This is a genomic window from Wenzhouxiangella sp. XN201, assembly GCF_011008905.1.
Taxonomy (GTDB): domain Bacteria; phylum Pseudomonadota; class Gammaproteobacteria; order Xanthomonadales; family Wenzhouxiangellaceae; genus Wenzhouxiangella.
Genome location: NZ_JAAIVI010000017.1, coordinates 548,118 through 571,308 on the forward strand (window position 1 = coordinate 548,118; position 23,191 = coordinate 571,308).

At 60.6% G+C, this 23,191-nt stretch carries 18 protein-coding genes; 10 read left to right on the forward strand and 8 right to left on the reverse strand.

All coding sequences use genetic code 11. From position 1 onward, the window contains the following. Window positions 1–11 precede the first annotated feature (11 nt). Window positions 12–749 (reverse strand): hypothetical protein, encoded by a 738-nt coding sequence (locus G4Y73_RS02960; protein ID WP_164229200.1) that lies wholly within the window; start codon window positions 747–749, stop codon window positions 12–14. Next, entirely contained in the window at window positions 749–1,090 is a 342-nt protein-coding gene (locus tag G4Y73_RS02965) for a hypothetical protein (protein ID WP_164229203.1), read from the reverse strand. Before G4Y73_RS02965 ends, G4Y73_RS02960 begins: the two co-directional genes overlap by 1 nt. 601 nt (window positions 1,091–1,691) lie before the next feature. Between G4Y73_RS02965 and G4Y73_RS02970 the strand changes: the two genes are divergently transcribed. Beyond that, window positions 1,692–3,587 carry a pectin acetylesterase-family hydrolase gene (locus tag G4Y73_RS02970; protein WP_164229205.1) on the forward strand — a complete coding sequence of 632 codons (1,896 nt, stop codon included), beginning with the start codon at window positions 1,692–1,694 and terminating at the stop codon, window positions 3,585–3,587. 85 nt (window positions 3,588–3,672) lie between these two features. Here G4Y73_RS02970 and G4Y73_RS02975 read toward each other — a convergent pair whose 3' ends face one another. Beyond that, window positions 3,673–4,602 (reverse strand): dienelactone hydrolase family protein, encoded by a 930-nt coding sequence (locus tag G4Y73_RS02975; RefSeq protein WP_164229208.1) that lies wholly within the window; start codon window positions 4,600–4,602, stop codon window positions 3,673–3,675. On the opposite strand from G4Y73_RS02975, the gene G4Y73_RS02980 reads away from it, so the two are divergent. Further along, a complete protein-coding gene (locus tag G4Y73_RS02980; protein WP_164229210.1) occupies window positions 4,568–6,355 on the forward strand; it encodes a CocE/NonD family hydrolase in 1,788 nt (595 codons plus the stop codon). The two genes, G4Y73_RS02975 and G4Y73_RS02980, sit on opposite strands and share 35 nt — an antisense overlap. Before the next feature lie 134 nt (window positions 6,356–6,489). Here the strand turns inward: G4Y73_RS02980 and G4Y73_RS02985 are convergent, their stop codons facing one another. Continuing rightward, the gene (locus tag G4Y73_RS02985; RefSeq protein ID WP_164229213.1) at window positions 6,490–7,845 is read right to left on the reverse strand and encodes a vanadium-dependent haloperoxidase; all 1,356 of its coding nucleotides are present in this window, start codon (window positions 7,843–7,845) and stop codon (window positions 6,490–6,492) included. Between the two features lie 271 nt (window positions 7,846–8,116). On the opposite strand from G4Y73_RS02985, the gene G4Y73_RS02990 reads away from it, so the two are divergent. Continuing rightward, window positions 8,117–10,036 (forward strand): tetratricopeptide repeat protein, encoded by a 1,920-nt coding sequence (locus G4Y73_RS02990; protein WP_164229216.1) that lies wholly within the window; start codon window positions 8,117–8,119, stop codon window positions 10,034–10,036. Window positions 10,037–10,354: 318 nt separating this feature from the next. On the opposite strand, the gene G4Y73_RS02995 is transcribed toward G4Y73_RS02990, so the two are convergent. Further along, window positions 10,355–10,855 (reverse strand): nuclear transport factor 2 family protein, encoded by a 501-nt coding sequence (locus tag G4Y73_RS02995; protein ID WP_346426840.1) that lies wholly within the window; start codon window positions 10,853–10,855, stop codon window positions 10,355–10,357. Window positions 10,856–10,955: 100 nt separating this feature from the next. Here G4Y73_RS02995 and G4Y73_RS03000 point away from each other — a divergent pair, with 100 nt between their 5' ends. The 3 genes from G4Y73_RS03000 (at window position 10,956) to G4Y73_RS03010 (ending at window position 15,118) form a co-directional block, all read left to right on the forward strand. Beyond that, window positions 10,956–12,752 carry an acyl-CoA dehydrogenase gene (locus G4Y73_RS03000; RefSeq protein WP_164229218.1) on the forward strand — a complete coding sequence of 599 codons (1,797 nt, stop codon included), beginning with the start codon at window positions 10,956–10,958 and terminating at the stop codon, window positions 12,750–12,752. Window positions 12,753–12,888: 136 nt separating this feature from the next. Next, window positions 12,889–14,463, forward strand: coding sequence for a C13 family peptidase (locus G4Y73_RS03005; protein WP_164229220.1), 1,575 nt, complete (start codon window positions 12,889–12,891; stop codon window positions 14,461–14,463). 196 nt (window positions 14,464–14,659) lie between these two features. Beyond that, window positions 14,660–15,118: a PH domain-containing protein gene (locus G4Y73_RS03010; protein ID WP_164229223.1), complete on the forward strand. Its 459-nt coding sequence runs from the start codon at window positions 14,660–14,662 to the stop codon at window positions 15,116–15,118. Between the two features lie 156 nt (window positions 15,119–15,274). Here the strand turns inward: G4Y73_RS03010 and G4Y73_RS03015 are convergent, their stop codons facing one another. Together G4Y73_RS03015 and G4Y73_RS03020 are read right to left on the reverse strand one after the other, a co-directional pair. Then, the gene (locus G4Y73_RS03015; RefSeq protein ID WP_164229225.1) at window positions 15,275–15,490 is read right to left on the reverse strand and encodes a hypothetical protein; all 216 of its coding nucleotides are present in this window, start codon (window positions 15,488–15,490) and stop codon (window positions 15,275–15,277) included. Window positions 15,491–15,595: 105 nt separating this feature from the next. Beyond that, window positions 15,596–16,132, reverse strand: a complete 537-nt coding sequence (locus G4Y73_RS03020; RefSeq protein WP_164229227.1) for a DUF2062 domain-containing protein — start codon at window positions 16,130–16,132, stop codon at window positions 15,596–15,598. A gap of 175 nt (window positions 16,133–16,307) precedes the next feature. On the opposite strand from G4Y73_RS03020, the gene G4Y73_RS03025 reads away from it, so the two are divergent. Together G4Y73_RS03025 and G4Y73_RS03030 are read left to right on the forward strand one after the other, a co-directional pair. Then, on the forward strand, window positions 16,308–17,621 hold the full coding sequence (locus G4Y73_RS03025) for a hypothetical protein (RefSeq protein ID WP_164229230.1): 1,314 nt from the start codon (window positions 16,308–16,310) through the stop codon (window positions 17,619–17,621). A 172-nt stretch (window positions 17,622–17,793) separates the two neighbouring features. Further along, window positions 17,794–20,079: a S8 family serine peptidase gene (locus tag G4Y73_RS03030; RefSeq protein WP_164229233.1), complete on the forward strand. Its 2,286-nt coding sequence runs from the start codon at window positions 17,794–17,796 to the stop codon at window positions 20,077–20,079. Between the two features lie 94 nt (window positions 20,080–20,173). Here G4Y73_RS03030 and G4Y73_RS03035 read toward each other — a convergent pair whose 3' ends face one another. Beyond that, window positions 20,174–21,364 (reverse strand): NAD(P)/FAD-dependent oxidoreductase, encoded by a 1,191-nt coding sequence (locus G4Y73_RS03035; protein ID WP_164229235.1) that lies wholly within the window; start codon window positions 21,362–21,364, stop codon window positions 20,174–20,176. A gap of 75 nt (window positions 21,365–21,439) precedes the next feature. Here G4Y73_RS03035 and G4Y73_RS03040 point away from each other — a divergent pair, with 75 nt between their 5' ends. Together G4Y73_RS03040 and G4Y73_RS03045 are read left to right on the forward strand one after the other, a co-directional pair. Continuing rightward, on the forward strand, window positions 21,440–21,973 hold the full coding sequence (locus G4Y73_RS03040; RefSeq protein ID WP_164229237.1) for a GNAT family N-acetyltransferase: 534 nt from the start codon (window positions 21,440–21,442) through the stop codon (window positions 21,971–21,973). 70 nt (window positions 21,974–22,043) lie between these two features. Further along, entirely contained in the window at window positions 22,044–23,162 is a 1,119-nt protein-coding gene (locus G4Y73_RS03045) for a histone deacetylase (RefSeq protein WP_346426820.1), read from the forward strand. The last annotated feature ends 29 nt before the right edge of the window (window positions 23,163–23,191 follow it).

Here is a 23,191-nt window from a genome sequence, read left to right on the forward strand (position 1 = left end):
TCGTCTGAGCGTCAGGAACGCACGTCAGCAACGCCGCGTGCGGCCAGATGATCATCAAGGCGAATGCTGAAACTGTCCAGTTGATCGGCGACATGTACGGTCGCGCGCTGCCAGTCCCAGAACAGGTCGTAGATTTCCCAGGCGGCGTTGCGCAGTTCCCGGTTGGCACAGGCCGCATCGAAATCGAAGTTTCTGAGGGTCGGCACGCCTTCTTCATCGTAGGAGAGATCAAGGTGGCGCCACAGCACCTGGTCAATCACCGGCAGTGAAACCCGGACTTCGGTAACGAAGTGCTTGTAGTTGCGCAGCCCGCTGAACATGCCGGCAATGGCACTGCTAAGTTGTCGATCTGCCATTGCCGCCAGTGCCCCGGAGGCAAGCATCTCTTCGTAAGTGCGCTCGACCAGCACCGCGGTACGCTGGTTTTGGTAGAAGGCGAAGGTCAGCCGGAAATCGTTCGGCTCGGCCAGCGCGGCGTCGCAGGCTTCCAGCGCCCGGAACGCGCGCAAAGCATTATCAGGGAGGCCTTTCGCGCGCTCCTGGATTTCAGCGATCTCGGTGCGCATGGCGCCTACGTCCTCGGCCAGCCGCACCAGGTAATTCAATTCGCGCTCGCGCAACTGGCGTTGTTCGTTCCACTCGGTCACCTGGAGGCCCACGAAGATCCCGGCGACCACGATCACGAATTCGATGACGACGATGAACCAGTCCTGGCGGCGGATGGCGGTGGCGAGGCGGCGCAACAGCATCAGTCGTCGCTGACATCTTGCGCGAGAGGCGGCGTGTCGGGAGACTCGTCCGGCTCGACCGTCCACATGAAGTTGGCGAGTTTCCACACACCGTCGACCTTGACCACGTCGATCGAATCCACGCCGCAGTGAGGCCGCTCGCCATCCGGGCGGAACGACAGCGTGGTCCCTTCAGCAAGCTGAATCGCACGCCAGTCGTCCGTATCGCCGGAGGCGACCGCAGCAAATGCCTGGTCGATCAATTCGAGAATGGCCGCCCGGTCGCTTGCTTCGTCCTGTGCCGGCGCTGCTGTTGATAATAGGCAACCCAAGGCCAGCGCCAGTGCGTTCATGTTCTTCATTGATTCGGTCTCCCTGACCTGCCTGTCACGTGTGAGATTTTAAAACGTGAATAGCGTCACATCATAGCCGACTGACTTTGTGGGTACAAAAATCAGAAGACCCACAATTTTGCTGGCGGTATCTGCCCCCTCGTGCCCAGCTGGACTTCAGAATCTGCTGAAAATGGGGCCGAATTGGTCGCGATTTGGCATGTCGAGCATTCCGGGGGGCGCCTGAGACCGTATTCGGGCATGGGCTGGCGCCCGGCACGTTCCGGTCAACCGGAAGGCCCGATCGGGGGCTTGCTACCAGGGCCGCGGCTGTTTCTGTACAAATCGTGGGTGGCCTGGTTTTTGTTCTTGGTCGTCAGCAAGATCTATGGATGGAATCCGGATCGAGGATCAGCCGTTCATTGTCTCTCTGAGGATCCGAGAGGGCGTTGGGGAAGCCAATACCTTTTCAATCTGCGCCAAATCCATACTGGCGTGGAGATACATCGATGGCAGTAAATTGCTCTGAATTCCGATTTAATTGGCAACAGGCCGTCGATCAGCCGATCGGGTGAGATGATTGGTAGAGCGGAGCCCATGACGAAATGCAAGCCCCTAAATAGGATTACCAATGATGAGATGCTCAGTTCTATTATGCGTTCTGGTAGTAGGCACAGTTCCGACGCTGAGCCATGCACATTCGCTAACGGATGAAGTCGAAGCGGCCGTTCGGGCCGAAGTCGAGGAACAGCATCGACAGGAGCAAAAGGCGTTTATCGAAGGCGATTGCGATAAGGTCGCTTCGTTCTTCAGCGACGAAGCCACCCGTTATCTGGGGGGAAGACGAGTTAACTTGATGGAGGGTCTGGAGTTCTGCAGGAATCTCCCCCGACCGTTCGGGCAAAAGTCTGGCTCGCCGGAGATCAACGATGCCTTTCACGTGCTCGCGGAAGATGCTGTCTATTTTATCAGGACTATCGATTTCCAACCCTCCGATGATGACCCGCGTTCATTCAAGAGGGAAGTGGTCACCAAGGTCTGGCAGAAGACGAATGACGAATGGAAAATCGTACACTTTCATTCTTCGGTGCATTCGGTCCAGGTTAAGGCTCAGGAGAACAGCAGCCCGGTGAATGCTGCGCTCCCCGATTTTTCCGAACTCGAGGACGGCTGGAACACGCTTCACCCTGGTGGCGAGACCACCTGTGCTCACGGGGACGACTTTCACTTCTTCACACGCGTGGCCGATCCTGATCGCCTGATGGTTTACCTGCATGCCGGAGGCGGGTGCTGGGATGCCAGGACGTGTGATCCCGAGCAGGAGGCTCTCAGGTACGCCTCGACGGTCGAACCGAAGCGCGATCCGGCTGGGATGAGCGGGATTTTCGATCTGGAGCATCCGGACAATCCCGTTGCCGGCTACTCGATGGTGGCGGTGCCGGTATGCACTGGGGATGGGCGCCTGGGTGACCGCGACGTGACCTACACGCTGGAGTCAGAGTCCGGCGAAGCACGGCAGTTCACGATCCACCACCGCGGGGTGACGAACACCATGGCCGCCATGGACTGGATCCGCTCGAATTTTGAGTCACCGCGGGAGATCTTCGTCGCGGGTAAGAGTGATGGTGCGCTGGGAACGCCGTTCTACGCCAGTTTGCTGGCGCAGCATTACCCGTCGGCTCGTGTCGTCGGTCTCGGTGACGGACTCGGGAGCTTCGGCGAGGAGATCCCCGGCGCTGATCCGGGCCAGTGGGGTGTTCCCGAGGTCCTGCGTCGCCACAGCGGGTGGGAGCGTTTCGAGGGCGATATGGGAATGAACCCGGTCTACATCCACGCCGCGCACACCGCGCCCAACCTCCGGCTCTACCAGTTCGACCATGCGCATGACGCCACACAGCGCTTCTATCTGGAGCTTGCCGATGCCGAGGACCTCGACGTTCTCCGGCGCCTTCGGGCCAACCGTCGGATCATCCGCGAGCACGTGCCGGAGTTCCGGTCCTTCACGGTCGGCGGGTTTCGACACACAGTTCTGAACCAGGATCTGTTCTACCACTATCGATCGAACGGCCATCGCCTTCGCGACTGGGTAGCTGCGATCGTGGCGGGCGAGTCGGTGGCCTCGGTCGATTGTGGTGACGACTGCCTGCGGCCCGGCCTGGTGTATAACGAGGACGATCTGCGCATTGTCGAGCGGACGATCGAGATACTCTCTGCACCCGATGCCTGGAACCCACGGGATGTGCCCGGTGCCTGCCCCACGCAGGCCGACCGCTACAGCCTCCGCTGCGCCGGGGCACAGGCGGCGAAGGAGGTGACAGGCCGGACCCCGATGGGCTCCAGGAATGTCCCGCCCGCAATTTTGGATGTGGTCTTTACGATCACCGAGCGCTTGCCGGCCCGCAATCGGCGTGCCAGCAATCCCTTCGCGTTGTTCAACAACCATCCCGGCACCACCGCCGCGGATATGCTCGCGGTGCTTGAGGAAGTGAGAGAACGAATCCGCACCAGTCTGGCCGCAAATCGGTGAGCGATGTGCCCTCAGGCCTGGTCCAGATAGCGCATCAAGAGCAAATCAGAGTATGAGGACGTCGGTTTCCAGAGCAATCTCCCGCTTAGTCGGCCGTGTCGTCCCTGTCCAGGAAATCGAGAATGCGCCGGTGGGCATCTTCAGCCACTTCGGCATCGTATTTCACGGCAACAAAACTGTCGCGAGAGGCGTTGCGCTGTCCCGAGAGACCGCCGCGAAACGCCTTGTAGTCAAAGCCGTGGTAGGTCTCCGGATAGATCACCCACTCCGCGCCGTTTGCTTCGCTGCGCGCCCGTATGCCCGCGCACTCCGAAAGCGGCGTCAGCCGGTCCTCGGCACCCGCCAGGACGAGATAGTCGATGTGGACCGACAGGGATGCAAAGGGCGTGCAGTCCGGATACAGCGCCACGACACGATCGGCTCCGGCCCGGTCGCCCGCCAGGAACACGCCCGAGCCGCCGAGCGACCAGCCAACGAGGGCGATCGGGTCTGAAAGTCCGGCGGCCACGCGGCCCTGATCAGCGGCCAGCGCGATTGCATCTGCAACATCCTCCAGACGCGCACCACCATGGCAGGTTCGCTTCATGCCATAGGCGCTTTCATAGTCGGCGATCACGACGTGATGCCCGTGAGCCGACAGTCGTCGGGCGAGCGGACGCATCGGTTGGGTATGGTCCTTGTCCGAAACCCCGCCACATCCCGGCGCCAGAACGACGACGCTTTCAGCCTTGCCATCGGCCTGGAACGACTCGAACACGAAACCATCCGGAGCGGCTTCGGGCGGGCCATTGGCAGCGCAGGCGACCAGACCAAGGGCTACCATCAGGCCCAACCAAGTCCGCGCATATGACTGTGTTAAACGTCTCATCGCCGCCTGATTATCGCTAACAGCAGCGGACAAGGGAAACCAGGACAACCGCGAATTGCAGGAAATTGCTGTCGTCCTGCTATGCTCGGCGCAGTTGTCACGGACCTTGTCGATGAAGAACTTGCTTGCAATCACGTTGTGCGTCATGTTTTCCGCGACGGCGGTCGCCGAATCCCCCGACGATGTCGGCCGCGCTGACACAGATGTCGACTTCACCTGGGGCGTGGAGATTCCGGTGCGCGACGACACCGTGCTCAATGGCACGCTGTACCGGCCCGACGGCTATTCGCTCGATGATGACGGGCCGTTGACGACGATAGTGACGATCACGCCGTATATCAGCGATCGCTATCACCCCGATGCGCAGTATTTCGCCCGGCACGGCTTTGCGTTCCTGATCGTCGACACACGCGGGCGGGGCAACAGTGAAGGGTCGTTCAAGCCGCTGGATCTCGAAGACGGCCGCGACGGCCACGATATCGTGCAGTGGATTGCCGAACAGCCCTGGTCGAACGGCAAGATCGGTATGCGCGGCGGCTCTTACGGTGGCTACAACCAGTGGGTCACGGCGCGCTATTTTCCCGAGAATCTCGATACGATCGTGCCGATTGCCTCGCCGTATCACGGCGTCGATTTTCCGATGAACGACAACGTGCAGTACCCGTACGTTATCCGCTGGCTGACGCTCACGGCCGGCGTGACGCCGCAGGGCCGCACGTTCGGTGATAACGCTTTCTGGGAGCGCAAGTTCCTCGAGTATCACCAGTCCGGCCTGGCGTTCGAGGAACTCGACGTGCTTGTCGGCATGCCGAGCGAGACGTTCGACGAGTGGATCTCACGGCCGGTCATGGACGACTACTGGGCGGCACGTGTCCCGTCGGCCGATGAACTGGCCCGGCTCGACCTGCCCATCCTGACGATCACCGGCTACTACGACGGCGACCAGCCCGGCGCGATGCAGTACTACCGCGAACACATGCGCCATGGAAGCGAGGCGGCGAAGGAAAAGCACTACCTTTTGCTCGGCCCGTGGAACCACAGCGGCACGCGCATGCCCGCGCAGTCGTTTGGCGGCATCGAGTTCGGCGACAAGATGATGTTCGATGCCTTCGCGCTCGACCGCGACTGGTACCGCTGGACAATGGAAGACGGCGAGCGGCCGGAGTTCCTGCTTGATCGGGTGACCTACTTTGTCGCCGGCGCCAACGAGTGGAAATCGGCGCCATCGCTGGATGCGGTCGCCGATGACGAGCTCGTTCTGAATCTCGGCGCGGACCGCCCGAAGCACAATATCTATCAATCTGGCGTGCTGGCGCCCGAGCCGGATACCGGCAGCGATTATTCCGAATACGTCTACGATCCCCTGGATACGTCCAGGGCCGAGCGCGGTACGGCCGACGACTACATCGTCGACCAGACCGAGGTGGTGATGACCCACGGCGATGGGTTGATCTTCCACACCGAGCCATTCGACGAGGCTACCGAGATCAGCGGCTACGTCCGACTGGAAGCCTTTATCGAGATGGACGTGCCCGATACCGACATCGACGCCACGCTCTACGAAATCCGCGCCGACGGCAGCAGCATTGCGCTGGCCGGCCAGACGCTACGCGCGCGCCACCGCGACGGTCCGCGCGAGGTCCGCATGATGAGCCCGGGCAAAGTCGAGAAGCTGGTGTTCGACCGCTTCTACTGGTTCTCGCGCAAGATTGCCGACGGCAGCCGCCTGCGGCTGTTCATCCGGCCGGCCAACGGCATCGACAACCAGCGCCACTACAACGCCGCCAAACCGGTACACGAGCAGATCGCAGCCGATGCCCGCACCGCGACGGTGCGACTGCACCACGATGAAGATCACCCAAGTCGACTCATCCTGCCGGTTGTCTCAAGCGATGGCTGAGTCTGGTAGAAGCGGAGTGCCTGGAAGCGCTGCAGTAGTTGCCGTAGGGCGGTTTCCGGTCCGCCGGCTGGCTGTGCCAGCCGGCTGTTGAATCACGGAGCTGTCTGGCGTCCGGAATTGGGTGTGTCCCGGTGTCAGTTCAAGGGCTTGAAATAGAGTTGGGCGGCCCGGGCGCCAATCTTGCGGCCGTGTTCCAGTCCCATTTCTACCGCCAGGCGGAAGTGATAGCCGACCAGAATTCGCGATTCACCGTTTTCCCGGGCGGCATCGGAAAAGCTGGAGAAACTGCGCCGGATCTCGGCCGGGCCGCCGCAATGCGTATCCGGATCGGGAAGGCTCAGGCTGCAGACGTCGAAGGCCATTAGATCGGTGCCGAAGAACTGGCGAAAGGCCTCCGCGGCAGACGCGCCCTCCACGGCATGGGCCGAATCGTAGTCGGGGATCGGCGGTGTCGGGGTCAGAGGCGTCCAGAGCGTATCCTCCACCGTCCATGGATTCCCGTCACTGCTCGCCGTCCGGATCGCTGTTTCCGGTCGCCAGTACCGGTAGTGGTACTTGGTTTCCATGGATCCGATGTAACCGTCGGCCATGGCGGTATTGAGAATACCGAACAGGCGCGCGTTCTCCCACGAGTCCAGCCCGTTAGCCGTGGAGAGATCCCTGGCCAGCCGGTTCCAAGACAGCGGGGAGCTTTCGATCCAGAACAGCGCGATCTCGGTCTGATCCGGCGTGCGGTCGTGTCCGGTGGCATCGTTGCCGCCCAGGACCTGGACCTCATACAGATCTTCGGCATACTTTTCGCAGCGCCCGGAGTGCAGGTCCGGTGACGGCTGTCCACAACTGACCGCGTACGGGGGTGGTGGCCGGAACTGGGCGGCATGATTCAGGACGAACGGCGTGACATCGCCCCATGCTGGTGCCGCGGCGAACGGCAAACCCTCGGTAAACCGGTACTCGCCCGGCGCCGTGCCCTCGGGGAAGGCGAAGTCGAGAAACTCGGCATCCGCCCCGTCTCCGGTGCGAAGTGCCACGATCGAATCGGCCGCCTGTTGTCCGATTGAAATTCCGTCGGATTTGGCCGGGCCGTCGGGTATCGCCGCCAGCGCGTCTGCGTAGTAAGCGTCTGCCAGTGCCACCGCGCCGGGAACTGCAGCGGCGAATACATCGGGGATGCCGGGCAGTTCCGCCACCAGCACTCCGTGGGCTGCGGCGGCCACCGCGGCGTCGGCCGAGGCACCGGGCGCATGGCCGTCGAATGCATAGGGACGGGACCTGCGATCGATGGCGTTCAGGGCGTCGTGGATCGCGATATGCACCATGGCGTAGATGCGCGATTCATGAAATGGATCCTGCGCCGGAGAGATGACCGCTGCCTTGGCGATTTCCCCGGCATTGGCATTCCAGTCGGTAACCGCGTCCGCGCCGGCCAGGTGCGGCCAGCCGGCGATGGCGATGGCGGTGAGTAGGTATGTGATTCTGAGTGGCTTCATGGGTTCCTCCGGTAGCGTTGAGTGCTTTGAGAGGGATTCCTGTGCGCAGGAATGTCGACTGTGCGCACTGGATTGTCCCTAAGCGGGGTCATTGCCCCGGAGAATCACTGTGAGGGGGCGGTGCCCCAAATGTCCTGACGAAGCCCTGATATCGGGCTGATTTCAAACGGGATTCAGTATTCCTGGCCGGTGTGCGGGCCCTCCGTTTCCTTGATGCGCTGCAGGCGATTGTCAATCCTGATGGAACATTGATATTCTTCTGATGGGGACCATGCGGATCCTGTTTATGGACGAGACGACGCATGCCGCTGCAGATGGGGAGCCAGTTGGTCGGTTCCGCCTTGACGGGCTTCGAGTGGATGTGGCCACTGGCCGGATTGTTGGTCCCGGCGGTAGTGAGCGCGTCGATCCCAAGGTCATGCAGGTGCTTGAAGCCCTGGTCATCGCCGCAGGTGGTGTCGTGACCCGCACGGAGTTGCTGGACCGGATCTGGCATGACCGGGTGGTGACCGAGGATGTGGTTTCCCGGTGCATCTACCAGCTCCGGCGGCACTTGGTGCTTGCCGGCGGCGACCAGCGCTTCCGCCGCCTCATCGAGACCCTGCCGCGACGTGGCTATCGCCTCCGCGTCAAGCCGGAACCCCTGGCGGAAAACGACCTGGACGAGCCCCGTGGTCGCCCGACAAGACTGGCGGCGATGATCCTGGTGTTGCTTTCGGTGGCCGCCGCATGGTGGTTTAATCCCTGGTATGGCGGTCTCCCGTCGGGTGACGAGATCCCGGCTGACCGTGACGCAATCGTCGTGGTATTGCCCTTCGCCGATCTCAGTGCCGCCGGCGACAAGGGTTACCTGGCCGACGGCATTACCGAGGAGTTGATCAATGTGCTGGCCGGCCTGCCTGAATTGCGAGTGATAGCCCGAACCTCGTCATTTTCCTTCAAGGGCCAGTTCCCGGATATCGCCACGGTGGCGTCGACCCTGAATGTGACCCACGTGCTGGAAGGCAGTGTACGATCGTCCGGTAACCGCATCCGCGTGACCGCGCAGCTTATTGATGCCGGCAACAGCTCACACCTCTGGTCCGAAACCTTCGAGCGCGAACTGGGCGACATTTTCATCATCCAGGACGACATTGCCCGATCGGTTGCCAGCGCCCTTGAGATCAGCCTGGCCGGCGACATGGAAGCCCGCGAGCCGCGGCTCACTGATCCGCGAGCCTATGCCCGCAACGTGGAGGCACGCTTCCTGCTGCACCGCAGGGAAACCGGCGATCTGCTGCAAGCCCAGGCGCTGTTCCGGGAAGCCGTGGAACTGGATCCGGATATGGTCGAAGCCTGGGCCGGGCTGGCCGGTGCCTATTACCTTCTGGCAGCGCATGGCGAGATGCCGGAAGCACAAGCCCTGGAGCAAATGCGGTCGGCTGCCGAACGCGCCATCGCGCTGGACCCGGAACACCCGGAGGCTTATTCCCGACTGGCCCAATGGTATTACTACAAGGGAGAGGTCGATACCGCCAGGGAGTTGTTCGACAAGGCCGTGGCTCGGGGCCGCAACAATGCCCTGATTCTGGGCAACCTGGCTGGGATGGCCAAGGCGCGGAATGATCTGGACCAGGCCGTGTCCCTGATGCGCGAGGCCCTGGCCATCGATCCGCTGTCCGCTGTCAATCGCTTCAACCTGGCCAACTTGCTGATCATGAACGGCCAGTTTGCCGAAGCCCGCGAACTGATCGAGCAATCCCTACGTCTGCTGCAGGGAGAACGGGTCCAGCAGATCCTGCACCACATGTTGGGTCGGCTCCACCTGCTGGAAGGCGATCCGCAGGCGGCCCTGGCACTGTCCCGGGAACTGGGCGATACGGCGGAAGCCGACTGGTTGGAGGCCATGGCTCGGGTAGTGATCGACGGTACTTTGCCGGATGCCGAGGTTGTGGCACGTCTGCAGGCTGCTTCCATGGACTTGCCGGAACTACGTCTCGCCGAACTGTATGCCTTCGCCGGACTCCCGAATCCGGCCTTCGAATGGCTGCAGCGTGGCTACAGGTTACGGGAAGAGGGCTACCTGGCGCGGCGCGAGTACATAAGCTTTGCCCTGGCGTCGGAGTTCCTGCGGCCGCTGGGGACTGACCCGCGCTGGGACGAGTGGCTGGCGGTGGCAACTTCGCGCGGGACAACAACGACGGCCGACTGATTATCGCGCGGCGCGGGGCAGTCTTCCACCACATCCGGTTCCTCTCCAATTTCCCCGACCAGGCTTTGGTGGCCAGATTGATTGGCTGAAATCTTGTGATCTGGTGATAGTGCGATTCATGACGCTATGTATCCCGTTGCTTCTTGCCACTTCGCCTTAGGCGGAGTAGGTCCAGCTGATCAGGGACTGAGATCATCTCCGGGATCGGCTGCTGTCTGAAAATGTATCCCCCGGCGAGGACGAACCCGGGCCGGGCGACCACGCGATGTGCGTCAGCGACGCGGGTGCCATCCGCAGGGAAAACAGGAACGCTTCTTGCTATTCGCTCGGACGATGGCCGTAGCTTAGAACCCGCGTGACTCGCCAGCGGTGTCCATCATTGCGCCAGATGGTGGTAAATTCCGCCACGCCCGGACAATCGCCGGTGGCGAATTCGCAGAACCGGTGCTTGCCGATCGCAATGGCGCCGAAGTTCGCGATCGGGTGGATCTCCAGACTGCCCTCGATGCGCTCGCGCCAGTAGTTTCCGCAGGCGTTTTTACGCGTTGCTTCGATCATCTCGTCGCGTGAGAAGGTCGCTCCACCCTGATCATGATAGAACTCGACGTCCTCGGCGAAAAAGGCCTCATGCCGCGCCAACTCTTCCGGATCTTCGCAATTGTTGAATGCTTCGAAAAGAGCCGTGTCGAGCGAGGCAATGGTCGTTTCCAGGCTGGCGGGCGCTTCGTCAGCCAAAATAGCCATCGAGTAAATGAGTGCCGCCCCTGTCAGACTGAAACGAATGCATGCTGAGATGTTCAATGTACTGTTCCCGATCACCAATCGGTATTATCGAACAGTGTCATCCTGATGGCCTGTGCCGATAGTCATTGAGCTCTCCGGAGCTGTCCGGATCTATGCTTAACAAGGGAGATTGTTCATGACCGAAGCGTTGCTCGATCGGCGGGATCTCGAATTCCAGCTCTACGAGGTGCTGGATACGGCTGGGCTGTGCGAGCGGGAGCGGTTTCGCGAGCATGATCGTGACACCTTCGACGCGGTGATCGATTCGGCCGATCGCATCGCCAGGGAGAAATTCGCGCCGCACAACGCTGTGGCCGACCGCGAGGAACCACGTTTCGTCGACGGGCGGGTCAAGATGCGGCCCGAGGTCAAGGAAGCGATCAACGCCTATGCCGAGGCCGGTTTCATTGCCGGGCGCTACGACGAGGCGCTCGGAGGCATGCAGCTGCCCGAGAGCGTCATGACCGCCTGCAATGGCTTTTTCGTTGCGGCCAATCCCGGGACCGCCGGCTATCCCTTCCTGACCATGGCGGCGGCCAATGTGATCCGGCTGTTCGGGTCTCAGTTGCAGCGCTCGACCTACCTTCCGCCCATGCTCGACGGCCGGTTTACAGGCACCATGGCGCTGACCGAACCGCAGGCTGGTTCCTCACTGGCCGATCTGACCACTTCGGCCACGCCCACTGAGGACGATCATTACCTGATCCGGGGCGCCAAGCTCTACATTTCAGGTGGCGAACACGAACTCGCCGACAACATCATTCACCTGGTACTCGCCCGCATAAAGGGCGCACCCGCCGGCGTGAAGGGCATTTCCATGTTCATCGTGCCCAAGTACCGGCTGGACGCCGACGGCAGTCCGGCTGAACGCAATGGAATTTCGTTGGCCGGGCTGATCCACAAGCTGGGTTACCGCGGAACCACGTCCACCGCCCTGAGCTTCGGCGACGACGCGCCGTGCCACGGCTACCTGGTGGGCGAGCCGCACCAGGGCCTGAAATATATGTTCCAGATGATGAACGAGGCCCGCCTGGGTGTCGGTTTCGGCGCAGCGGCCATCGGCTATCGCGGTTACCTTCACAGTCTCGACTACGCCCGCGAACGGCTTCAGGGACGCCCCGCTTCGAACAAGGATCCGGCCAGCGCGCCGGTCCCCATCATCGAGCATGCCGATGTCCGGCGGATGCTTCTGGCACAGAAGGCCTGGGTGGAGGGTGCGCTCGCTTTGTGTCTCTACGGCGCGAGGCTGGTCGACGACAGCCAGACCCATCCGGAACGGGACGAACGCGAACGGGCCCGGCAACTGCTTGACCTGCTCACGCCGGTCATCAAGGCCTGGCCGTCCGAATACGGCACCCGGGCCAACGACCTGGCCATCCAGGTCTACGGCGGTGCCGGCTACACCCGCGAGTACCCGGTCGAGCAATGCTGGCGCGACAATCGCCTCAACCCAATCCACGAAGGCACCAACGGCATCCAGGCCCTGGACCTGCTGGGCCGCAAGGTCTGGCAGAAAAAGGGGCTCGAACTGCTGTTCGGCGCGATTCAGGCCGACATAAGGGCGGCCGCCGACACGCACTGTGAAGAGTGGGCGCAGTCACTGGGGGAAACCATCGAACGGGTCGGCGCGGTGACGCGCAGGCTCGGTCAAGCGCTGGGCGAGGTGGGGCCTGATAATGCCCTGGCCAACGCCTCGGTCTATCTGCATCTGTTCGGCCATGTCGTGGTGGCCTGGATGTGGCTCAGGCAGGCCAATGTTGCCGCCGCCCGGCTCGATGCCGATATCGGTCAGGCAGATCGCAATTTCTATCGCGGCAAGATGCAGGCGGCCCGCTATTTTTTCCACTGGGAATTGCCTGCTGTCGCCCGCGACCTCGAGATTCTAGAGCGCATGGACGACACCTGTCTTGCGATGAAGGATGAATGGTTCTGAATTGCTGCAAGGCGGCGAAATGGTGCTGGGTGGGTCTGAATGGAAGCAGGGCGACTGAGTTTGTGGAAGATGTCTCGCGTTTCTGACGAACGCCATTTCGGGTAGTCTGTAGCTTGAATGAATTCTGGGATTTGAAATGACCAATAGCTTCGTGCGCGCCAGCATCGCCAGCGTGATCTTGCTGCTGGTTGTGTCGGTTTCGCTGCTCGCGCTGTCCAATTCACCTGACGTCGTTCTGGCCGATGGGGGCCGCTATTTCGGGCCGCTGGTTGACGGACGCTTACATGGGGAGGGCGAAATTGAGTGGGAGAACGGCGCACGCTATGTCGGCGAGTTCGAAGATGGATTGATGTCGGGCGATGGGGAGCTTGAGGCCGCCAGCGGCGATGTATATGAGGGCCAATTCCAGGCGGGGATGATGCACGGTGACGGGCGTCTGGAGGCACCGGGGGGTGAGGCCTTTGAGGGGCGTTTCGAGCGAGATGTATTCGTTGAGGGTACCTACACCGACGGTAACGGCAACCGTTACGAAGGCGAGATGAAGAACTGGTATTTTCATGGCGACGGGCGTCTTGAAACGCGCTACGGCGAAGTCCGCGAGGGGTTGTTCGAGGAAGGGGATCAGGTTCAGGGCACCTATACCCACGCTGATGGTACGACCGACGAGGGCCGGTTCGTCAATGGCGGCTTGCAGGGCCAGGGTCGCCGCGTCGACACTCAGGGCAATGTCTACACCGGCGAATTTCATCAGGGCGAGCCGAACGGGTCCGGACGTATGGAATACGCCGATGGCGGCGTGTATGAAGGCGAATTCGAATACGGTTTTCGTCATGGTGAGGGAACGTTGACATCGGCCGACGGCGGTGAAGCCGAAACCGGCATATGGCGCTACGGCTCTCTCGTCGACGGGGGTTCCGAAACGGGCCGTCGTGGACAGGCAGTTGAGACGGTTCTCTACAACCAGGGGGAGCTACTCGATAGCGCACTTGCCGAGATCGACCCCGGCAATCCTGACAAAATCGATCTGTATTTACTCGCCGTAGGCGGTGACGGTAGTCAGGAAGTATTTCGGCGCGAGGTGGCATTTGCCGTTGACTTGTTCGATGCGCGGTTCGGCACTGAGAATCGTTCGGTCTCGTTGGTCAACAGCCGCACGAGTTATGAACGCATTCCCATGGCCACGCGCACCAGTCTCGAACAAACGCTCATTACGCTCGCCGACCGCATGGACGACGAAGACATTCTGTTTGTCTACATGACCAGCCACGGTAGCCAGGACCATCGATTTGTGCTTGATTTCAACGACATGATGCTGCCTGACCTGGCCGCCGATGAACTCGGCGAAATGCTGGTCGCCAGCGGCATTAAATGGAAGGTCGTCGTGGTTTCGGCCTGCTATGCCGGCGGCTTCATCGAGTCGATTCGAGATGACACCACCATGATCATTGCGGCCGCCGCGTCAGACCGCACCTCGTTCGGCTGTTCCGACGAAGCCGATCTAACCTATTTCGGTCGCGCTTACCTGGCCGATTCGCTGAGCGAGACAGATGATTTTCGGGCCGCGTTCGACGCTGCTGTAGAGCGGGTTCAGGAGCGCGAACAAGACGAAGGCATTTCGCCCCATTCCAATCCGCAGGTCGTGGCCCCGGAGCCGATCCAGGCGCAGCTTGAACGCTGGCGTGTGCAGCGCCAGCAAATGAAGCGCCCTTAATCCACCGTTGACAGGGATCGGCCACTTTGAGCATGAGTGCTTCTGTCTGAGCTGGTCGAACTGCGATGAAGCCTGTCAAGGCACACTGCCTGACTGCGCAATCGTGTCTTGTTCCGCTGATTTTGCACGGTGCGCGTGGTAAGCGGTAGACTCCCGGTTCGACACATCTGCAATATCAGCGGACGGGAGATTCAGCATGCCGAGTATCGACGTACAGCTTCGCCCGGCGTGGCGAAACTACTGGGCGGGATTGACATTGGCACTCTTGCTGTTGCTTGCATCCCTGGCTAGCGTTGTCATGGAATGGGTGGCCGAGAGTGTTGTCGTTGCCGGTGTGCTCCTTGTTCTTGCACTGCTAACGCTCGGTGTCGTGGTATTCAAGCGGTTTTCCTGGAAGTTCACGATCGAAGGTAATCGTGTTTCCAGGCACCAAGGAATCATTTCCAGAAACCAGCAAAGCATTCGAATCAACGATCTTCGCAGTGTCGAGCTCGACCAGAGTATATTCCAGCGGATTTTCGGGGTTGGTGATCTCTTATTCTATTCCTCGGGTTCCGACCATGCCGAGGTCAAATTCTTTGGCATCAAGGATCCGGTTGGCTGGCGTGACAATATCTACAATGCGATGGATGAATTCAAGGCTTCGAGTGACTAGTCGCAGGCCTGGGTGCCCCGCATCATAGAAATCGCCGAGCAATTCAGCCTTATCTTTACCGGACCGCCGTTGCCGGAAGAAGCCAGCCTAGATAGCGCGCGCGATGACGCGGATGAGCCTCACTGAACTGCAAGTGATGACAGGCCGCATCGAGCCTTAGCCGTTGTCGGTTTCATCGTCGATGTCGTCTCCTGCATCTTCGATCGCGTCGCCAGTGTCGTCGATAGCTTCATCGATTTCCTCGCCAGCCTCTTCAGCGGGACCCTGGTCTTCGCAACCGGTCAGCATGGCGCTGCCGCCGAGGGCGAACAGCAGTGCGAAAAGTGCGCTAAGAATCCGGGTGCCTTTTTTCGTCCCGTGAGTATTGTTCATCTGATCTTCTCCTTTGAAGCATTAGCGTGCCGATGTACTGGAATGGAATGTACGTGGCCTGCGGCCGCCAAGTCTGTTCGATACCGAACTGTGGTGACCAGGAACTCAGGATTCACGCTCGTCTCGGGCGGCTTGGCGGCGTTTCTCCCGGGCCCGGTGGCGGCGGCGGTGCCAGACCTCCGATATGCCCAGCGAGGCGAAGTAGCCGATCAGCGCGATGGGGATGGCGATCAGGAGCGTGCCCAGGACCGTACTCAACACCGCAATCAGCGCATTGTCGATCGCATCGGAGCCCTTGAACAAGGTTTGCGCCCAGGACCCGAACAGCCATTCTCCCAGTTCATGGTAGGCGTAGATCATCGGGGGCAGGGTGACTGGGTTGCTGACCCAGGAGATGGCGAATGCGGCTGGAAAATTGCCGCGTATCAGCAGGCAGCCTGCCAGCATCAACATGGTCTGTAGCCCGACCGTCGGGGTCAGACCGACAAAAAGGCCGACGCCGATGCCGCGTGCAATGGGCTCGCGCTTGAAGGTCAGGCAGCCGGAACGTCGCAGCCACCGGCGCACGCGCTCACTGGTCCGGCCCTTGCCATCGCCGGCAGCCATCTGGCGGCGGTGATTGAGAATGAATTTCTTGAACACTGGCTGTCAGATGCACGGTTCGCTGTGGCGCGAAAGGTCTAGTGTAAGCAATTCCGAAAACGCCAGGAAATTCGTGATTCTTTGACTATGACGCGGAGCGTCTTGACCTGTGCCCGGTCCTGTGCTATTTGAAATGCAAGGGGTCTGCCGCTTTGTTGCGGTAAGGGAGAGAGCGATGTCCGATCGTACCCGCGTGCTAACGCACTCCGCGCTGCTGGCCAGTCTGCTTGTACTGGCCGCCGCCGCGCCTCAGGCCCGAGCTGAACACCCTGGCGAACCCGATTCCGAACTCTGGGTTGATGGCCCGCTTGCGGTCAAGCCGGGCGGCGATCCGCGCTACCCGGATGCCGCAGTGGACTATCGCGGGCGCAAGATCTTCGTCTGGGACTCAAACGGAGGCGTGGCAGGCCAGGATGTTTTCATGCGGATTTTCGATGTCGGTGGCACGCCGCTGATCGATCCCGTCACGGTCAACACCTACACCGACTCCACACAGGACTTGGCGCGGATCGCGGTCGCGGCTGACAACTCGTTCCTGGTGATCTGGCAGAGCGGCGAGCCGCCCATGCCCGAGGATAACTTCGATCGCCGGGTGGTGCGCAGTCAGGCCTACGATGCCGACGGCCAAAAGGTCGGCAGCGAGCGAGTACTGAGTGCGCTGCTACCGGAAATTGCGATCGATATCAGTGCGAATGTCTCGGCCCTGGGTGGTGGCGGCTACGTGGCCTGCTGGGAGAGCGACAATACACAGACTGCGGGCTTCAACAACATCACGATCCAGGCGCGTCTGGTTAACCCCGACGGCACGCCCAACGGTGATCAGTTTCAGGTCAACGCGCTGTATACCGGCTCCGTCCGCGATTGTGACGTGGCGCCGCTTGCGGATGGCGGGTTCGTCGTGGTCTGGGCCAATCCCGAGATTCATGCTCGTCGATTCGCCGCTAATGGCACGCCCGTGGGTGACGAATTCCAGGTCAATACTATCGCCGTCAACGCTCCCCGTGACGAAAGCGCAGTGGCCTCGTCTGACGACGGTCGGGTGCTGATTGTCTGGACCGATTCCGAAGGAACCGACACCACTCCGGGAACTGTAGCCGAAGTCCGTGGGCGCCTCTTCGGTTCGACTTTGGCAGCGCTTGGGCCGGACTTCCGCATCAACTCTCTTGTTGACGGAAACCAGGACTGGCCGAAGGTGGCAGGGTATGGCGACAATTTCTTTGTCCTCTGGCAGAGCGAGTCAAGTGTCGGCCCGGACAACGAGCCCGATAGCATCGAGGGCCGGGTCGTCAATGGCGTTGATTCCTTCGCCGGTCCCCAGATGCTGATCAACACCTGGACTGTAAACAGTCAGGGATTCCCCGGAATCGGTGGCGTTGGCGATCGCGTGGCGATGGCCTGGCGCAGCCAGGACAACGCCGAAACCACTCAGAATGTCATTCAGGGTCTGGGTTGGCACGTCTGCGGTATCTTCTGCGACCGTTTCGAATAGGGTGCGCAGCCAGAAATACTCGGGATTTTGACTTGCCGCGGGTGCGGGTGTAAGCTCGGGTAAGTCCCTGATGTGCGGTAAAAAGTATACTTTTTGATTCATATTTTTAAATCGCCGGCAGGGCTTCCCCCCCCCCCAATGTAGCTTCAACATCCTTCTCGGGAGAGCGCATATGATTCGTTTCTTGATCACAACGGCCCTGGCGGCTGCTTTGATGCTCGCTATGGGCATATCGGAGGCGGCTGAAGACGGCCGCTATATCATTACGGCCAAGAACGGAAATACCGCACAGGCACAGAGCGCCGTCATACAGAATCAGGGCAATGTTGTACGTACCCTTGATCGGCTTGGTGCCGTTGCAGCTTACTTGCCTGATCAGGCCGTTACTGCCCTTTCCAGTAATCCCAATTTCGATATCGAAGTTGACCAGCGCCGCTACCCATTCGGCGAAGTCTCACCTTATGGCATTGCCATGGTCCAGGCGGACCAGGTCAGTGACAGCAATACCGCGAGTCGGACCGTCTGCATCATTGACTCTGGCATAGACGCCTCGCACGAAGACCTGAGTGGAAATCTCAATCTTAGCGGAACCAACGATTCCGGCAGCGGGCAATGGTCAGTCGACGCTTGCGGTCACGGCACCCATGTGGCGGGGACCGTCGCAGCGATCGGGGGTAATGGCGTTGGCGTCGTGGGTGTGAACCCCAGCGGCCAGATTGGTCTGCATATCGTGAAGGTCTTCGGTGGTTCCGACTGCGCCTGGACTTATTCCTCGGACCTGGTCGACGCTGCCTATACCTGCGCTAACGCAGGTGCCAATATCATCAGCATGAGCCTGGGTTGTTCCGACAGCGGCCGTGGCGGACCTTTCAGCTGCGCCAGTTCGACCGAGGATGCAGCCTTTCAGGATCTGAACGACAACTATGGCATTCTCTCGATTGCAGCTGCTGGTAACGATGGCACCACCAACAACAGCTATCCCGCCAGCTATGATTCAGTGGTTTCTGTGGCGGCTATTGACGACAACAAGGTCGTGGCCGATTTCTCGCAGAAAAATGCGGCGGTTGAACTGGCGGCGCCGGGTGTTGGCGTTCTGTCGACCGTCCCAATGGGCATGGGCTTCAATGTCAGCGTTACAGACAATTCCGACGGTGCCGGATTCGAAGCTGCAGCGATGCAGGGCACGACGACCGGTACAGCTTCAGGCGCGCTGGTCGATTGCGGTCTGGGCGAGAGTACCTGCCCCGGCGGCGGTGGTCAGGTCTGCCTGATTGAGCGCGGCAATATTTCCTTTGAAGACAAGACACTTGCCTGTGAAGCCGGTGGCGGTGTCGCCGCAGTTATCTACAACAATGTCAGCGGCATGCTGTTCGGCGCCCTGAGTGACCCCACGGCAACCACCATACCCTCGGTTGGGGTCTCAGACACCAGCGGAGCGCAACTGTCAGGTCGCACCGGCAATACCGTGGCGGTAACCGTGGAAAGCGGCAACTACGACTATTACAACGGCACCTCGATGGCAACGCCACACGTGTCAGCGGTTGCTGCGCTGGTCTGGAGTACCGACACCACTTTGACCAACAACGATATCCGAAATGTTTTGCAGGTCACCGCGGAAGATCTGGGTGCTGCCGGGCGTGATGATTCTTACGGATACGGTCTCGTCCAGGCCAAGGCTGCGGTCGATTTAATCGGTGGTGGAACCACCAATACACCGCCAAGCGCCAGTTTCACGTTCAGCTGCACCGAGCTGACCTGCGACTTCACCGATACTTCCAGCGACAGTGACGGCAGCATCAGCTCATGGAGCTGGGACTTCGGCGATGGCTCAAGCTCCACGGCGCAGAACCCGTCTCATACCTACGGCGCGGACGGCACGTATACCGTCACGCTTACAGTGACTGACGATGATGGCGCCACTGACAGCGCCAGTTCCAGCGTAACCGTTTCAACCACCACCACGGATGATCCGCCCACCGCGTCCTTCACATACGGCTGCACCGATCTCGGCTGTTCCTTCGACGGCACGAGTTCGTCGGACGACAACGGCATCTCCAGCTACGCTTGGGCCTTCGGTGACGGCGCAACGGCTTCCGGCTCCACCGCCAGCCACACCTACGCGGCAGGCGGCACCTACACGGTGACCCTCACCGTCACCGACAGTGCCGGGCAGACGGACAGCTCGAGCCAGAGCGTTACGGTCAGCGAGCCGGTCAGCGATGGCATCACCCTGTCGGCCACGGGCTACAAGGTCAAGGGTCGTCACCACGCAGATCTCACCTGGGATGGCGCGTCGACGGATGTGGATGTCTACGTCAACGGTGCGTTCCACACCACCACCGCAAATGACGGCGCTTACACTTGGTCGAGTGAAAACCGCGGTGGCGGCAGCTATACTTTCGAAATCTGCGAGGCGGGCACCTCCACCTGCTCCAACACTGCCCAGGTCGTTTTCTGATCTGAATCGCAGAAGGTAAGACTACAAGGCGGCCCCCCGGGGCCGCCTTTTTTTAACTGCGCCGTTTCACGCCGGGTGGCTTCGCGATCTGACCCTATACGACCTGGCCGGCCGCATGGCCCGAAGCCCAGGCCCACTGGAAATTATGGCCACCGAGATGGCCGGTTACATCCACCACTTCGCCGATAAAGAAAAGGCCTGGGTGATCGCGGCATTCCATGGTTTTCGAAGACAGGGCATCGGTATCGATGCCCCCCAGCGTGACCTCGGCCGTGCGGTAGCCTTCGGTATCGGCCGGCCACACGCGCCAGGGCTTGAGGTGGCCCGCGATATTGGCGATCTCCTCATCGCCGATCTCGGCCATCGGTCGGTCGCCGAGCCACAATTCGCACCACCGCTGAACCAGCCGGCGCGGCAGGTGCTCGACCAGCACGTTCTTGAGGTGAGTGCGCGGCCGCTGTCGACGCGCGTTGCGCAAGTGCTGGACCAGGTCGAGATCCGGCAGCAAGTCGATGGTTACCGGCTCGCCCGGCTGCCAGTACGACGACACCTGCAGCATGGCTGGGCCGCTCAGGCCCTTGTGAGTAAACAGGATGTTCTCCCGGAACGTGGCGCCACTGGCCTCGCTGGCGGTGTCGACCGATATCCCGGCGAGCCCTTCGATCTGGTCGAGCTTGCGGCCCTCCAGCACGAAGGGTACCAGGGCAGCCCGGGTCGGCTGGATGGCCAGTCCCAGCGAGCGGGCCAGGTCGAAACCGAATCCGGTTGCGCCCATGCGTGGAATCGAGTATCCGCCGGTGGCAATCACCAGAGATTCGCAATGAATGGTTTCCGAGTCCACTTTCAGGCAATGCGGCGGGCCGAGCTGTTCAATCTCTGCCGGTGAGTGTGTACGAACCTCTACTCCGACCGCTTCACATTCGGCCAGCAGCAGTGACACGATGTCTTTCGAGGATCGATCACAGAAGAGCTGCCCGAGTTTCTTTTCGTGGAAAGGCACGCCGTGCTTTTCAACCAGCGCAATGAAATCCCACGGCGTGTATCGGCTCAACGCCGACTTGCAGAAGTGCGGATTGGCCGAGAGAAAGTGCTCAGGCGTGGAGTGGATATTGGTGAAGTTGCAGCGCCCACCCCCGGACATCAGGATCTTCTTGCCAACCTTGTTGGCATGGTCGAGCACGAGCACGCCTCGCCCGCGTGCTCCGGCTTTCAGTGCACACATCAGTCCGGCAGCCCCGGCGCCGATGACGACGACGTCCCTGTCCGTGGTCGGGTTCCCTGTCATCTGACCAGAATGTTGTTTTGCTGTACATTAATCAAGCGGCAGGGCAAGATGTTGCTGGGAGTCTCAATAGCATTCATGGCAGAGAAAAGAGCGCGAAAACAATCAGTTACGATCAGGAAGGCAGCCGAGGCCGACCTTCCGGTGCTTGTGGAGTTCCTCGCCAAACTTGCGCTCCACGTCGCTGGTTCTGGACCACGGAAGCTCAAGAAAAAAGAATCCCGGCGCCTTTTGGAAATTCTGCGCTCAGCGCTGGACGATGAGAACAAACGGTTGTTTGTTGCGGATAGCCCCGAGGCGGGTCTTGTCGGCATGGGATATGTCTATGTCTATCGCAGTCAGGGCATCTGGGAACAGGCAGAGCCGGAGGAGTATAGAACGGGCGTTATCGATGATGTGTGGGTTGAGCCCGATTTTCGCAGCCGCGGCGTTTTCAGCGCTCTGCTGAAGCATTTGGTGGCGTTTGCCGAAAGCCACAATGCGCATGAACTGGTCCTCGAATACTCGGCAACAAACAAGCAAGCCAAGGCGGTCTGGACGAAGTTGGGGTTCAAGACCACGGGCGTTCACGCCGCGGCACACACTTCGACCGTAAAAGCCGCCCTGGAGTAGCGATGGCATCGGCAACCTGTCACTCCAGAGGTTTCCCTGAATTACGATTTTTCGAAAGTGGGAGAGTCACGTGATTGGCGATCGCAGCGTTCATGTGTTTTTTGACGAGATCATGCTTGAGCACAACCCCGAAGTAGAGCTTCCCTTCCTGCCCAGTCGGGTGGAGAAGCGCGTCAGGACCGTTCTCGAGGGGCTGGATTTCAAATGGAGCTATCCCGAGCACCCGGGGCGCCTGTCCGAAATCAAAGCGCATCTGGATGAAAATCCCATTGCCGGGGTGCAGATTCGCACAGGTGCCAAACCGGCCAGCTATGACCAGCTTGCACGGGTGCATACAACCTCATACCTGGACCATATTTTCTCACTGGCGGGTCAACGCGCCTGGCTTGATCGGGATACAACAGCCGTTTCTCCCTCCAGTGTTGATGCAGCCACCGCGGCCGCCGGCAATGCAATTGCTGCTGTGGAAAGCGTTGTAAAGGGTGAGTCAGATAGTGCATTCGCGCTGGTTCGCCCGCCTGGCCACCATGCAGAGCCCGTGCGTGCGCGCGGTTTTTGTCTGCTCAACAATGTTGCCGTGGCTGCCGCGCATGCCCAGGCAAAGTTGGGCCTGGAGCGCGTCCTGATCATTGACTGGGACGCCCACCATGGCAATGGCACGCAGGATATTTTCTGGGCAGACCCGGATGTGCTGTTTTTCGACACGCACTGTGCCGCGCCGTTCTATCCCGGTTCGGGACACCTGGAAGAAGTGGGGGATGGCCTGGGGGAGGGCTACACCATCAACGTGCCCCTTCCGGAGTCCGCCGGGGACATTGCCTTCGAGAAGGTGTTTCGAGAAATTCTCGTGCCGGCGGCCGAATACTTCAAACCCGAGCTGGTGCTTGTTTCAGCCGGATTTGATCCGCACCGAAACGATATGGCACTGAACCTGACCTACGATGGTTTCAAGGTGATCACGCGGATCGTGCAGGAGATTGCCGATCAGCACTGCCAGGGGCGTCTGGCCCTTGTTCTGGAAGGCGGTTATAACCTCACCTCGCTTTCTCATGGGGCGCATGCCGTTCTGGAAGTGCTGGCAGGCGGTGACGTCCCGAAACTGATGGAGCCCGGTGTCCGGGAGGTCGAAGAGGCCGTAGAGTTCCACCTTGCAGCGTTTAACGAAGAGGATGTTTCCGGTTCGGGCTGACCCTTCCATGGCAGCTTCTCGAACCTGGG

Excerpts from the sequence above, each read along its gene's own strand:
- G4Y73_RS02980 (WP_164229210.1), top strand. The coding sequence starts at position 4,568 with ATGAAGAACTTGCTTGCAATCACGTTGTGCGTCATGTTTTCCGCGACG.
- G4Y73_RS03005 (WP_164229220.1), top strand. The coding sequence starts at position 12,889 with ATGACCAATAGCTTCGTGCGCGCCAGCATCGCCAGCGTGATCTTGCTG.
- G4Y73_RS02960 (WP_164229200.1), bottom strand. The coding sequence starts at position 749 with ATGCTGTTGCGCCGCCTCGCCACCGCCATCCGCCGCCAGGACTGGTTC.
- G4Y73_RS03025 (WP_164229230.1), top strand. The coding sequence starts at position 16,308 with ATGTCCGATCGTACCCGCGTGCTAACGCACTCCGCGCTGCTGGCCAGT.
- G4Y73_RS02985 (WP_164229213.1), bottom strand. The coding sequence starts at position 7,845 with ATGAAGCCACTCAGAATCACATACCTACTCACCGCCATCGCCATCGCC.
- G4Y73_RS03000 (WP_164229218.1), top strand. The coding sequence starts at position 10,956 with ATGACCGAAGCGTTGCTCGATCGGCGGGATCTCGAATTCCAGCTCTAC.
- G4Y73_RS03040 (WP_164229237.1), top strand. The coding sequence starts at position 21,440 with ATGGCAGAGAAAAGAGCGCGAAAACAATCAGTTACGATCAGGAAGGCA.
- G4Y73_RS03010 (WP_164229223.1), top strand. The coding sequence starts at position 14,660 with ATGCCGAGTATCGACGTACAGCTTCGCCCGGCGTGGCGAAACTACTGG.
- G4Y73_RS02965 (WP_164229203.1), bottom strand. The coding sequence starts at position 1,090 with ATGAAGAACATGAACGCACTGGCGCTGGCCTTGGGTTGCCTATTATCA.
- G4Y73_RS02975 (WP_164229208.1), bottom strand. The coding sequence starts at position 4,602 with ATGACGCACAACGTGATTGCAAGCAAGTTCTTCATCGACAAGGTCCGT.
- G4Y73_RS02990 (WP_164229216.1), top strand. The coding sequence starts at position 8,117 with ATGCGGATCCTGTTTATGGACGAGACGACGCATGCCGCTGCAGATGGG.
- G4Y73_RS03035 (WP_164229235.1), bottom strand. The coding sequence starts at position 21,364 with ATGACAGGGAACCCGACCACGGACAGGGACGTCGTCGTCATCGGCGCC.
- G4Y73_RS02970 (WP_164229205.1), top strand. The coding sequence starts at position 1,692 with ATGATGAGATGCTCAGTTCTATTATGCGTTCTGGTAGTAGGCACAGTT.
- G4Y73_RS03015 (WP_164229225.1), bottom strand. The coding sequence starts at position 15,490 with ATGAACAATACTCACGGGACGAAAAAAGGCACCCGGATTCTTAGCGCA.
- G4Y73_RS03030 (WP_164229233.1), top strand. The coding sequence starts at position 17,794 with ATGATTCGTTTCTTGATCACAACGGCCCTGGCGGCTGCTTTGATGCTC.